Here is a 12,022-nt window from a genome sequence, read left to right on the forward strand (position 1 = left end):
AATTCCTCTCCGTCGCCTGCGAGGTGAGCTGTCGGGTTCGGACTGGAGATGCCCGGCCGCAGTGTGACTGCGACTTAACCCCGAGCCGTTCCGGAATTCCGGATCGGCGGCTTACCTGGGTCCCCCGCTCCTGCCGTGCGTGAGTGGTGGGTGCGGTTTCCGGGCGGTGGCAGGATTCGGCGGTCCACCCGGATTGACGGTGACCGTAGGCGAGCCCGGCGGGCGGAACAAGCTTCGATTTCCGCAATCCATTCCAGGTGGTGAATATGCCGGGATTATGCCGGGAATTTCCGGTCACGCTCCGTGGATTGCGGATCTTAACGGCCGCCTGCACAACGGAATTGAGCTCCGGCGCCCCACCACGCACCGTCACCGATATGATCCTGCTCACTGAGCTCAGGACTATCTCACGCGTAAGCATGGCAAGTTGACGCCAAGCCAATTAATTCGGTCAGACCGGACATTCGGCCGCTATTGGCTTTATCGGCGCGATCCTTATGCGATGCGGCGCAGCGCACCATTTAGGTGGGCTCTGCCGGACCTCCCGAGATGATTGCCCCAGGAACCCATGTCGTATCGTCGAAGCGATGACCGACCCTCGCCGGCGAGCCGCGCCGACGGCAGACACGGAGGAGACCCCGTGACGCAGCAGCTTCCCCAGGTCCCGTCGACCGAGCCCGAGCTGACCGGAGTGCGGAACTTCCGTGACGTGGGCGGGCTGCCGACCGCGGACAGCCGGCGGGTACGGCAGGGGCGGCTCTTCCGCAGCGGTCATCTGGCCCATGCGAGCGACACCGACGCCGCCTTCCTGAGCTCGCTCGGGCTGCACACGATCTTCGACTTCCGCAATGACGCGGACAAGGCCCTCGAGGGCCCCGACATCGAGCTGCCCGGCGTGCGGAACGTGAACATCCCGCTGACCGACCCGGCGGACGGCGCCGAGTTCTGGAAGATGGTCCGCGACGGCAACCTCGACCAGCTGCGCTCGATCCTCGCCGACGGCAAGGCCGCCGGACGGATGTCCGCCTCGTACCGTGTGATCATCAAGCACCGCACCGCGGAGCACAGCCGGGTGCTGCACGCGCTCGCCGAGGACAGCGTGCCCGCCCTGATGCACTGCGCCGCGGGCAAGGACCGGGCAGGTCTGTCGATCGCGGTGACGCTGCTCGCGCTCGGGGTCGAGCGGGACGCCATCGAGGCCGACTACCTGGAGTCGAACGCGGCCCACCGCCGCTACAAGGTGCACCGCAGCGACAACTCGCCCGCCGCGATGTCCCCCGAGGTCATGGAGCTGCTCGGCCCGCTGTTCGACGCCCGCGCCGAGTATCTGGCGGCGGCCTTCGACACCATCACCCAGACCTGGGGCACGACCGACCGATACCTCGAGGAGGGCCTGAAGGTCACCCCCGAGGTTCGCGAGCGGCTGCGCGCACGCCTGCTGGACTGACGGCGCGCTGCGGGGACCTACCGCTGCGCGCCGAGTGTGAAGAGCAGGTAGACGAACGCCGCGAAGAGGTGCCCGGCGACGACATAGACGAAGAGCCGGATCGCGAGGCCCCTGGGGATCTTGTCCTCGACGAAGCGGCGGGTCGGCGACTTCTTCTCGTGGGTTTCCGAGTCGCTCATGAGGGGTCTCCTGGCGTTCGTCGGGATGCGCCGTTGCCGAGGCACAGCTCGGCAGCGCCGCTCTGCAGCAGCGTGTGGACGAAGAGCAGCTCGGCCCCGCCGCGGGCGGCGGCGGCGATCCGGTGCGGGGTCAGCGAGTCGAAGTGGGCGCTGTCCCCCGCTGCGAGGGTGTGCTCGCGCTCCCCGAGCGCGAGCCGCACGGGGCCATGGAGTACGTACAGCCACTCCTCGCCGGGGTGTACGCGGACCAGGTCGCCCTGCGTGCCGTACGGGACCCGCAGCCGCAGCGCCTGCATGCCGCGACCGGGGGTGCCTGCCTGCCAGTACGTCCAGCCGTCGGCCTCGACCGGCTCGGTACTGGCGCCCCGGACGACCGGGTCCCGGCCGGGCAGGGTCTCGCCGAGCAGCTCCGAGACCGTCGTACCGTAGGTACGGGCGAGCGCGAGCAGCATCGGCAGGGACGGTTGCCGCTGTCCGGTCTCGAGCCGGGACAGATGCGCCGGTGACAGACCGGCGCGCACGGCGGCCGCTTCGAGGGTGAGCGCGGCCCGGCGCCGCAGCTCTCGCAGCTGCGGCGCGACGGCGGGCAGCTCCTGGGCCGCCCCGGTGGTGCCAGGGTCCATGCCACCGATTGAGCCAGTCTCCATGCCTCATAGGCAAATTTCTTGCCTATGAGGCAAATCATGCCCACCTCCGCGTCATCTGTTCCCGACGGCCTGCTTGACCAGCGTCCGGCCGAAGTCCCACATCAGTCCACCGCCGCTGTGCGCGTCGTCCATGACGTCCGTGAAGGCGGCGACGAACCGGTCCACGTCCCCCTCGTCGATGACCAGCGGCGGAATCAACTTGATCACTTCGAGATGGTCGCCGGACACCTGGGTGAGAATGCGGTGCCGCTGAAGCAGCGGGACGACCACCATCTGCGCGAAGAGTCCCTTGCGGGCCGCCTGGAGCATCGTCCAGCGGCTGCGGAGCCCGAGCGACTTCGGCCGGCCGAACTCGATGCCGATCATCAGGCCCCGCCCGCGTACCGCGTGCAGCAGCTCGTATCGGTCGACGAGGGCGGCGAGGCGGGTCCGCAGCAGGTCTCCGGTCGCCCGCGCGTTCGCGACGATCTGCTCGTTCTCCACGACCGACAGCACGGCGAGCCCCGCCGCCATCGCCTGAGCGTTGGAGCCGAAGCTCGCGGAGTGCACGAGCACCCGGTCCATGGACGAGTAGACCTTCTTGAAGATCCAGTCCTTGCCGAGGGTCGCCCCGACCGGCACATAGCCGCCCGAGAGCGCCTTGGCCAGGCAGACCAGGTCCGGCTCGACGCCCTTCTCGTGCTGGTACGCGAAGAAGTCGCCGGTCCGGCCCAGGCCGGTCTGCACCTCGTCGGCGATGAGGAGCGCCTTGTGCCGGCGCAGCAGCTCCTGGGCGGCGCGCAGGAATCCGGGCGGGGCCTCGTGCACGCCCTTGCCCTGGATCGGCTCGACGACGAACGCCGCGACATCGCCGCGCTTCAACTCCCGTTCCAGCGTGGCCAGATCACCGAGCGCCACAGCAGTGTCGGGCAACAGCGGCGCGAAGCCGTCCCGGAATCCGGCCTCCCCGTTGACCGAGAGCGCGCCGGCGGTCAGTCCGTGGAAGGCGTGCGAGCAGTACAGGATCCTTGGCCTGCCCGTCGCGTACCGGGCGAACTTGAGCGCGGTCTCGACCGCCTCCGTACCGCTGTTGCCGAAGTAGACCCGGTCCAGGTGTGGACTGTACGAGAGCAGCTTCTCGGCCAGCAGTCCGGGCAACGGCTGGCAGTCGAAGCGCATCAGATCGGCGAGCGAGGCGTCCAGGACGTCGTGCAGGGCTTGACGGACGACGGGGTGGTGCCGGCCGAGCCCCATGACTCCGAAGCCTGCGAGCATGTCGAGGTAGTCGTTGCCCTCGGCGTCCCAGAAGTGGGCGCCCTCGGCCCGCTCGTAGACCTTGTCGAAGCCGATGGTGTGCAGCATCCGCGGCAACTGGTGGTTCAGATATCGGCTGTGCAGCTCATAGCGCTCCGCCCCGCGCGCGGCGAGGAGTCTGCCGAGGTCGAATTCCCTGCCTGCGCCCGGCTCGGCGGTCGTCATTCTTCATGCTCCTTATGGGCCAGGGCGGCGCTGATCCGCCCCGCGATCTCCACCGGGGTGAGTCCGATGTCGGCGAGCACTTCGCCGCGCTTGGCATGGGCCAGGAACTGGCCGGGAATCCCGAACGTCCGCAGCGGCTGGTCCACGCCCGCGTCCCGCAGGGCCTGGCCGACCGCCGAACCGACTCCGCCGTCACGGCTGTTGTCCTCGACGACCGCCACCAGCCGGTGCCGCTCCGCGAGCGGCGCGAGCGCCTCGTCCACGGGCTTGACCCAGCGCGGGTCGACGACCGTGCAGCCGACCCCGCGCGCTTCGAGCAGCTCGGCGGCCTTCAGGCAGACGGGCGCGAGTACGCCCACCGACACCAGCAGCACATCGTCAGCCGCCTGGGCCCGTTGCAGTACGTCCATGCCGCCCACCCGGCCGACGGCCGGCACCGGCGCGCCCACCGCCTCCTTGGGGAAGCGCAGCACCGTGGGCGCATCGTCGACGTCCACGGCCTCGCGCAGCTGGGCGCGGAGCTGGTCGGCGTCGCGCGGGGCGGCGATCCGCAGGCCCGGGACGACCTGGAGGACCGACATGTCCCACATGCCGTTGTGCGAGGGTCCGTCGACGCCGGTCACGCCGGCCCGGTCGAGTACGAACGTCACGCCGCACCGGTGCAGGGCGACGTCCATCAGCAGCTGGTCGAACGCGCGGTTGAGGAAGGTCGCGTACACGGCGACGACCGGATGCAGCCCGCCGGTCGCGAGTCCCGCCGCCGACACCACGGCGTGCTGCTCGGCGATCCCCACGTCCCACACACGGTCCGGGAAGGCTGCCGCGAACCGGGTGAGTCCGACGGGGTGCAGCATGGCGGCGGTGATGGCCACCACGTCGGGCCGCTCGGCACCGATCTTCACGATCTCGTCGCCGAACACGGAGGTCCAGGAGGGGCCGTTCGAGGGCGCGAGCGGTTCGCAGGTCAGCGGGTCCATGACACCGACCGTGTGGAAGCGGTCCGCCTCGTCCTCCAGCGCGGGCGTGTAGCCGCGCCCCTTCTCGGTCAGGCAGTGCACCAGCACGGGCCCGTGGAACCGCTTGGCGCGGCGCAGGGCCGATTCGACGGCGGCCGTGTCGTGCCCGTCGATGGGACCGACGTACTTGAGCCCCAGATCCTCGAACATGCCCTGGGGCGCGAAGGCGTCCTTGAAGCCCTTCTTGGCGCCGTGCAGCGATTCGTACAGCGGCCGGCCGACGACCGGTGTGTGCTGGAGGACATCCTTGCCCCAGGCGAGGAAGCGCTCGTAGCCGTCGGTGGTACGCAGCGTGGCCAGGTGGTTCGCGAGTCCGCCGATGGTGGGCCCGTACGAGCGCTCGTTGTCGTTGACGAGGATGATCAGCGGGCGGTCCTTGGCGGCGGCGATGTTGTTCAGCGCCTCCCAGGCCATGCCGCCGGTGAGCGCGCCGTCCCCGATGACCGCGACCACATGGTCCTGGCGGCCCCGCACCTGATTGGCCTTGGCAAGCCCGTCCGCCCAGCCCAGCACGGTCGAGGCGTGCGAGTTCTCGATGACGTCGTGCTCGGACTCCTCCCGCGACGGATAGCCGGAGAGCCCGCCCTTGCCGCGCAGTTTGGAGAAGTCCTGCCGGCCGGTGAGCAGTTTGTGTACGTAGCTCTGGTGCCCGGTGTCCCACAGGATGCGGTCCGCGGGCGAGTCGAAGACCCGGTGCAGTGCTATCGAGAGTTCCACCACCCCCAGATTGGGCCCCAGATGGCCCCCCGTTCTGGCCACCGCGTGGATCAGGAACTCCCTGATCTCCCCGGCCAGTTCATTCAGCAGTGCCTCGTCCAGTACCTTCAGGTCGCGCGGCCCCCGGATGTTCTCCAAGATCGTCACGTCGGCCCCCTCTCGGATCTGTTCAGCTCGCACCGTGGGAGCCCGGGTGCGGCGGGCTCCCACGGTCATCAGGTCACCCGCCAGTCACCCGCGGTTTCCGGATACGGTGTCGCGGGCCGCGCGCAGGGACTCCTTGAGCGAGCCCATGGTGGCCAGGACGGCGGTCGGCTCGTAACCGCAGTGCGCCATGCAGTTGGCGCAGCGCGGGTCCTTGCCGCGGCCGTACTTGCTCCAGTCGGTGTCCTCGATGAGCTCCTTGTACGTGGGGACGTACCCGTCGGCCATCAGGTAGCAGGGCCGCTGCCAGCCGAACAGCGAGTAGTTCGGGATGGCCCACGCGGTGCACGGGAAGTCCGCCTTGCCCTCCAGGAAGTCCAGGAAGAGCGGTGAGTGGTTCAGCCGCCAGCGCCGCCGGTTGCCGCCCGCGAAGGACTTCTTGAAGAGTTCGCGGGTCTGCTCGACGCCGAGGAAGTGCTCCTGGTCGGGGGCTTTCTCGTAGGCGTACGCGGGCGAGATCATCATCTCGTCCACCTGGAGCTCGTCGTTGAGGTAGTTGAGGACCTCGATGACGGTCTGCGGGGTGTCCGTGTTGAAGAAGGTGGAGTTGGTGGTGACCCGGAAGCCGCGCTTCTTGGCTTCCTTGATCGCGGCCACCGCCTCGTCGAACACGCCCTCCTTGGCGACGGACTCGTCATGCCGCTCCCGCAGTCCGTCGATGTGGACGGCGAACGCGAAGTACCGCGAGGGCGTGAAGTCCTCGAGCTTCTTGCGCAGCAGCATCGCATTGGTGCAGAGGAAGACGTACTTCCTCCTCGCCACCAACTGACGGACGATCTCGTCGATCTGAGGGTGCATCAACGGCTCGCCGCCCGCGATGGACACCATCGGCGCGCCGGACTCCAGCACCGCGCCCACCGCCTGGGCGACCGGCATGCGCTGCTTGAGGACTCCGGCCGGATGCTGGATCTTCCCGCACCCCTCGCACTTGAGATTGCAGGCGAAGAGCGGTTCGAGCTCGACAATGAGCGGGAACTTCTCACGCTTGCGGAGCTTCTGTTCGAAGAGGTACGTCCCGACCCTGATGGTCTGACGGAGCGGCATGGCCATCTAGCTCACCTCCTGGGGAGCAGCAAAGAACGGTGCCATTCAAAGAAAGCCGGCAGGACGGCGCGGAGGACACGGAAAGCTGATATTCCACCTCGCACCGTCCCAATGCGGACGAGCTCATGCTCTGGAGCGTCCACGACCACCCGGACGGCCGCAACCGGACGCGCACCCGCCCGCACGGCGCTCCACAGCGTCGCCGCGGACTCCATGTCCACCGCGATCGCCCCGGTGGCCCGCAGCTGGGCCCGCTCGGGACCGCGTACGACGTGCTGGGAGCCGGTGAGCGGGCCGGTGTGCACAGCGCGCCCCGGGACCGCACGGGCCAGCGCCTTGGCGAGCAGCTCGGTGCCGGTGCAGGTCGTGACGCCGCGCGGGTCGCGGGCCTCGTCGGCGACGACCAGGTCGCCGGGGTGCATGCCGAGGGCGAGCCCGGCACAGAATCCGGTGGCCACGACCGCCGCGTCGCGCAGCGCCGCCTCGTCGAGCGTGCGGGTGACGGCCCGCTCGGCGGCCCTCGGACCCATGCCCGTACGGAGCAGCCGCACGGGCCCCGGCGCGCCGCCGCGGTTCACGCCGCGCAGGGCGAGGTGCTCGATGCCGAGCGCGCAGGCGATCAGCAGCGGTGTGCCGTCCGGGGAGTCCGGCGCCCGGACCATCAGCCCCCCTTGCGGACGCCGGCCGGGGCCGGTGCGACGAACGGCTCCCCGTGGACGTACCGTCCGAGCGCCGTGAGCGGGAAGACCTGCCGGTAGAGGTGGTAGTTGATCGAGAAGTCCCAGGGGAAGCCGGTGCCGGTGAAGTACGGCTCGTCCCATGAACCGTCCTCGCGCTGGGTCTCGGCGAGCCAGCCGACGCCCCGCTCCACGGCCTTGCCCTCTCGCTCCCCGGCCGCGAGCAGGGCCAGCAGCGCCCAGGCGGTCTGCGAGGCGGTGGACTCACCGCGCCCGATCCATGCGTTGTCCCGGTACGAGCGAAGGTCTTCGCCCCAGCCGCCGTCATCGTTCTGTACGGACTCCAGCCAGCCGACCGCGCGCCGGATCGCGGGGTGCGAGGCGGGCAGTCCGGCGGCTGTGAGCGCGGGGACCACAGACCCCGTTCCGTACAGGTAGTTGACGCCCCAGCGGCCGAACCAGGCCCCGTTCGCCTCCTGTTCGGCGAGCAGCCACGCGATGCCGCGCCGGGTACGCGGATGATGGTCCTTGCCCTCGACGGCCAGCATCTCCACCATGTGCGCGGTGACGTCGGCGGACGGCGGGTCGATGACCTCGCCGAAGTCGCAGAACGGCAGCCGGTTGGGGAAGGCGCTGGTGTTGTCGGCGTCGAAGGCGCCCCAGGCGCCGTTCCTCGACTGCATGCCGAGGCTCCAGCTCACCCCGCGCTCGATGGCTGCTTCGAGGCGCGCCGGATCGGGGTGCCTGATCCGCCGCAGCGCGAGGATGACCTCGGCGGTGTCGTCGGTGTCGGGGTAGTTGTCGTTGTGGAACTCGAACGCCCAGCCGCCGGGGGTGAGTCCGGGTTTGCGTACGGACCAGTCGCCGGGCCGGACGATCTGCTCCGCCAGCATCCAGTCCGCGGCCCTGACGAGCGACGGGTGGTCGGCGGGCACTCCGGCGTCGGCGAGCGCGATCGCGGCGAGGCAGGTGTCCCAGACCGGGGACTGGCAGGCTTCGATCATCCTGGCGCCGTCCTCGCGCCGGACGGCGAACCGGTCGAGGGATTCCAGGCCGGCCCGCATCACCGGATGCTGAAGGTCGTAGCCGAGGAGGTGCAGGGCGATCACGGAGTACACGGCGGGCGGCTGGATGCCGCCCCAGCAGCCGTCGTTCTCCTGGCGCTCGATGATCCAGCGGGCCGCGGCGTTCAACGCGGTCCTGCGCAGCCGGCGGGGCGCGACCTTGCGGTAGACGTGCAGTGCCTTGTCGAGCCGCTGGAAGACCCCGTCCCACGTGGTCGGCGGGGCAAGGCGCTTGGCGGGGCTGGGGTTGCGGGCGTCCGCGTGCAGTTCCTCGAGCGCGAAGGGCGCGGGCCGCACCGGCCGCTTCGCCGAGACGACGGTGAGCGGCACGATGGTCTGGCGCGCCCAGCAGCCGAAGTCGTAGATGTTGAGCGGGAACCACGGGGGCAGGAAGATCAGCTCGGGCGGCAGCTCGGGCAGGTCGTCCCAGTTCCACCAGCCGAAGAGGGCGAGCCAGATCCGGGTGAAGACGCGGCTCGCGGCGATGCCGCCGTGGGCCCGGATCCAGGCCGAGGCGAGGGCCATGTGCGGGTCGTCGGGCCTGTCCCCGGCGAGCCTCAGCGCGACGTACGCCTCGATGGTGGCAGACAGTTCACCGGGGCCGCCGTAGAAGGTGGCCCAGGTGCCGTCCTCGCGCTGCTCGCCGCGGATGAACAGTGCGGCGGCCCGGGTGGTCTGTTCGTCCCGGATACCGAGGAACTGACGGAGCAGCAGGTCTTCGGCGTCCATGGTGACGTTGGTTTCGAGGTCACCCTTCCACCACCCCTGGGCGTCCTGCCGGCCGAGCAGATGCCCGACCGCTCGCGCGGCGGCCCGCTCGGCGGCGACGAGGACGTCGGCCGCGGCGGGACGGCTGTCGGTTGTTTCGCTGGCCGAGGCTGCGCGGGGCCGTGGTGCCCCGGGGCTTCCGTCGGTCGTCGCTGTCATGGCTTCCCCTTCGTGCAGTGAAGTCCTCGTGAAGTCCTCTGCTGTGCTGGGGTCTGCCGTCGGCCGGTGTCTTGTACGGACACCGGCCGGCGACTGCGAGCTATATGAGAATCGTGATCATCTCTTTCGTACGACGACGAAGTCCGCCAGCGCCGTGAGCTGCGCGCGGACCCGTGCCGGCATGTCGACGCCGCCGAGCGCCCCGATGGCGACCGCGTGCTGGCGGCGGGCTTCCTGGGCGGTCCACTCCCGGCCGCCCGCCTCCTCGATCAGAGCCGCCCGGATGGCGAACTCCTCCTCGGAGAAGCTGTCGACGTCGTTGCTCTTCGCGTCGGCGGCGAGCAGTTCGCCCAGCCGCTGGGACGCGGGACCGCCGGCGGCGAGCGCGGCGACGACCGGCAGGGACTTCTTGCGCTGGCGCAGATCGCTCCAGGTCTGCTTGCCCGTGGACTCCGGGTCGCCCCAGATGCCGAGCAGGTCGTCCACGGCCTGGAAGGCGAGGCCGAGGTGGTAGCCGTACGCCTCCAGCGTGTCGGCCGTGCGGTCGTCGGCGCCGCCGAGCACCGCGCCGATGGAGACGGCGCAGGCGAGCAGCGCGCCCGTCTTGTTGCCCTCCATCTCCAGGCACTCCTCGACGGTGACCCGCTCCCGGTGCTCGTAGGAGATGTCCTGGGCCTGGCCGTCGATGAGCTTGCGGGTGGCGGTGGTGAGACGGCGGGTGGCGCGGGCCGCCTCGGCCGTGCCGAGTTCCAGCAGGATCTCGTTGGCCAGCGCGAAGAGCGCGTCACCGACCAGGATGGCCTGGGCGGGGCCGTGCACCTTCCACACCGTGTCGCGGTGGCGGCGCTGCTCGTCGCCGTCCATCAGGTCGTCGTGCAGCAGTGAGAAGTTGTGCACGAGCTCCACCGCGACGGCTCCGGGGACGCCGACCTCGGGTGCGGCGCCGGCGGCCTCGGCGGACAGCAGGGCGAGAGCCGGACGTACCGCCTTGCCGCCGTCGCCGTCGGCCGGCCGGCCCTCGGCGTCGATCCAGCCGAAGTGGTAGGCGGCGACGGTGTCCATGGGCGGCGCGAGCCGGTCCACGGCCGCGCGAAGCACCGGTGCGGACAGGGTGCGGCCGCGCTCCAGAAGCGCGACGGTGTCCGCACTGTCCGCGGTGTCGACAGCCGGATTCGCCGTGTTCACGGTCTCTCCTCTTGTTCCTGTGCTTGCAGTCATGCCGCCTCCTGCAGCGGATGTCCATAGCGGCGGCCGAGTGCACAGAGCGCGGCGTCGGCGGCGCTGATACCGCTGCGCACAGCGCTCTCCATGGTCGCGGGCCAGCCGGTGGCGGTCCACGCACCGGCCAGGTACAGGCCGGGTGCGTTCGTACGGGCCGGGGGGCGCAGCCGTCCGACGCCGGGGGTGGGGGCGAACGTCGCTGTCCGCTCCCGGGTGACGAAGAAGTCCCGTACCCGGGCGCCGCGGGTGGCGGGCAGCAGCCGCTCCAGTTCGGGGAGGTAGCGCTCGCGCAGGTCGGACACGGGGTCGTCGATCTCGTTCTGCGCGATGGACTGGGAGAGCGCGAGGTACTGGCCGCCGCCCTGGAGCCCCGACGCGTCCGTACGGTCGAAGACCCACTGGACCGGGGTGCCGAGTGCGGCGAAGAACGGGCGGCGCAGCACCTTGCGGTCGTACACCACATGGATGTTGAGGATCGGAGCGGTGCCGATGTCCAGCAGCTTGTCGGGGTCGTCGAGCGCGCCGTGCGGCAGCAGGTCGTGCGTTTCGCGCTGCGGTACGGCGAGGACGACGGTGTCCGCCGTGAGCCGCTCGCCCGCGACGGCGACCTGCCACCCGCCGTTCTCGGTACGGGAGACGGAGCTGACCCGGGTGCGCAGTTCGGTGCGTACGCCGGCCGAGTCGAGCGCCTTGCGGGCGAGCGTGTCGTGCAGGTCGCCGAGCGGGACACGCGCCCAGCCGATGTCGGCCGCGCCCGGCTCGGAGAGCAGTCCGGTCTTGAAGACCATCGCGGCGAGCCCGAGGGAGGAGTCTTGGGCGGTGGCGTTGAGTGTCGCGATGCCGACCAGGTCCCACAGCGCCTCGACCGTGCGGGCCGACTGGCCGTGCCGTCCGAGCCAGGTGGCGAAGTCGATGCCGTCCAGGGCGGGATCGGCGGGGTCGAGTCCCTTGAGTGCCAGTGCGGCCCGTCCGACACTCGCCCGCTCCGCGAGGGAGAGGTGCGGATAGGTGGCCAGGCTGCCGGCCAGGTGCAGGGGTACGGGCAGGGCGCTGCGGCGCAGCCTTCCGAGCCGCGGCCCCTTCGGGTGGGCGACGTCGAGCACCGGTACGTCGAGCCGGTCCTGCAGGGGCGCGAGCGCGGACCCGTCGATGCGGTCGAGGAACCACTGGTAGGCGGTGCAGCAGCGCAGGTAGACGTGCTGGCCGTTGTCGACGGTGAGTTCGCCCCGGCGGAAGGAGAAGGCGAGGCCGCCCAGGCGCGGGCGGCCTTCGAGCAGGGTGACGGAGAGTCCGGCATCGGCGAGTGCGAGGGCCGCGGTCACTCCGGCCAGGCCGCCGCCGACGACGACCGCGTTGTTGCCGCTCATGAGACCTCCCCCCGGACGGCCGTTGCAGACAGGGACGCAACGGCCCGCCGCGGG

10 protein-coding genes and 1 riboswitch are annotated in these 12,022 nt (G+C 70.5%); of the genes, 1 reads left to right on the forward strand and 9 read right to left on the reverse strand.

The genetic code is table 11. The features are described 5' to 3' along the window. Positions 1-159: riboswitch (cyclic di-AMP (ydaO/yuaA leader) on the reverse strand. A gap of 481 nt (positions 160-640) precedes the next feature. Beyond that, positions 641-1,447, forward strand: coding sequence for a tyrosine-protein phosphatase (locus NLX86_RS09185; RefSeq protein WP_254371101.1), 807 nt, complete (start codon positions 641-643; stop codon positions 1,445-1,447). A gap of 17 nt (positions 1,448-1,464) precedes the next feature. Here the strand turns inward: NLX86_RS09185 and NLX86_RS09190 are convergent, their stop codons facing one another. The 9 genes from NLX86_RS09190 to hpnE form a co-directional block, all read right to left on the reverse strand. Further along, entirely contained in the window at positions 1,465-1,626 is a 162-nt protein-coding gene (locus NLX86_RS09190) for a DUF6126 family protein (protein ID WP_254371102.1), read from the reverse strand. After that, complete coding sequence (locus tag NLX86_RS09195) at positions 1,623-2,249, reverse strand: helix-turn-helix domain-containing protein (protein ID WP_254371103.1); 627 nt, start codon at positions 2,247-2,249, stop codon at positions 1,623-1,625. Before NLX86_RS09195 ends, NLX86_RS09190 begins: the two co-directional genes overlap by 4 nt. A gap of 75 nt (positions 2,250-2,324) precedes the next feature. Continuing rightward, positions 2,325-3,731 carry an aspartate aminotransferase family protein gene (locus NLX86_RS09200; protein WP_254371104.1) on the reverse strand — a complete coding sequence of 469 codons (1,407 nt, stop codon included), beginning with the start codon at positions 3,729-3,731 and terminating at the stop codon, positions 2,325-2,327. Beyond that, positions 3,728-5,611, reverse strand: coding sequence for a 1-deoxy-D-xylulose-5-phosphate synthase (gene dxs, locus NLX86_RS09205; RefSeq protein ID WP_254371105.1), 1,884 nt, complete (start codon positions 5,609-5,611; stop codon positions 3,728-3,730). The genes NLX86_RS09200 and dxs overlap by 4 nt, the downstream gene beginning before the upstream one ends. Positions 5,612-5,695: 84 nt before the next feature. Next, on the reverse strand, positions 5,696-6,718 hold the full coding sequence (hpnH, locus tag NLX86_RS09210) for an adenosyl-hopene transferase HpnH (RefSeq protein ID WP_254371106.1): 1,023 nt from the start codon (positions 6,716-6,718) through the stop codon (positions 5,696-5,698). 5 nt (positions 6,719-6,723) lie between these two features. Next, the gene (locus tag NLX86_RS09215; RefSeq protein WP_254371107.1) at positions 6,724-7,374 is read right to left on the reverse strand and encodes a 1-hydroxy-2-methyl-2-butenyl 4-diphosphate reductase; all 651 of its coding nucleotides are present in this window, start codon (positions 7,372-7,374) and stop codon (positions 6,724-6,726) included. Next, positions 7,374-9,380, reverse strand: a complete 2,007-nt coding sequence (gene shc, locus NLX86_RS09220) for a squalene--hopene cyclase (RefSeq protein WP_254371108.1) — start codon at positions 9,378-9,380, stop codon at positions 7,374-7,376. Before shc ends, NLX86_RS09215 begins: the two co-directional genes overlap by 1 nt. A 117-nt stretch (positions 9,381-9,497) precedes the next feature. Then, on the reverse strand, positions 9,498-10,598 hold the full coding sequence (locus tag NLX86_RS09225; RefSeq protein ID WP_254371109.1) for a polyprenyl synthetase family protein: 1,101 nt from the start codon (positions 10,596-10,598) through the stop codon (positions 9,498-9,500). Continuing rightward, entirely contained in the window at positions 10,595-11,968 is a 1,374-nt protein-coding gene (gene hpnE, locus NLX86_RS09230; protein ID WP_254371110.1) for a hydroxysqualene dehydroxylase HpnE, read from the reverse strand. Before hpnE ends, NLX86_RS09225 begins: the two co-directional genes overlap by 4 nt. Between the last annotated feature and the right edge of the window lie 54 nt (positions 11,969-12,022).

Source organism: Streptomyces sp. A3M-1-3 (assembly GCF_024213665.1).
Lineage (GTDB): Bacteria > Actinomycetota > Actinomycetes > Streptomycetales > Streptomycetaceae > Streptomyces.

Excerpts from the sequence above, each read along its gene's own strand:
- NLX86_RS09225 (WP_254371109.1), bottom strand. The coding sequence starts at position 10,598 with ATGACTGCAAGCACAGGAACAAGAGGAGAGACCGTGAACACGGCGAAT.
- NLX86_RS09215 (WP_254371107.1), bottom strand. The coding sequence starts at position 7,374 with ATGGTCCGGGCGCCGGACTCCCCGGACGGCACACCGCTGCTGATCGCC.
- hpnH (WP_254371106.1), bottom strand. The coding sequence starts at position 6,718 with ATGGCCATGCCGCTCCGTCAGACCATCAGGGTCGGGACGTACCTCTTC.
- NLX86_RS09195 (WP_254371103.1), bottom strand. The coding sequence starts at position 2,249 with ATGGACCCTGGCACCACCGGGGCGGCCCAGGAGCTGCCCGCCGTCGCG.
- shc (WP_254371108.1), bottom strand. The coding sequence starts at position 9,380 with ATGACAGCGACGACCGACGGAAGCCCCGGGGCACCACGGCCCCGCGCA.
- hpnE (WP_254371110.1), bottom strand. The coding sequence starts at position 11,968 with ATGAGCGGCAACAACGCGGTCGTCGTCGGCGGCGGCCTGGCCGGAGTG.
- NLX86_RS09190 (WP_254371102.1), bottom strand. The coding sequence starts at position 1,626 with ATGAGCGACTCGGAAACCCACGAGAAGAAGTCGCCGACCCGCCGCTTC.
- NLX86_RS09200 (WP_254371104.1), bottom strand. The coding sequence starts at position 3,731 with ATGACGACCGCCGAGCCGGGCGCAGGCAGGGAATTCGACCTCGGCAGA.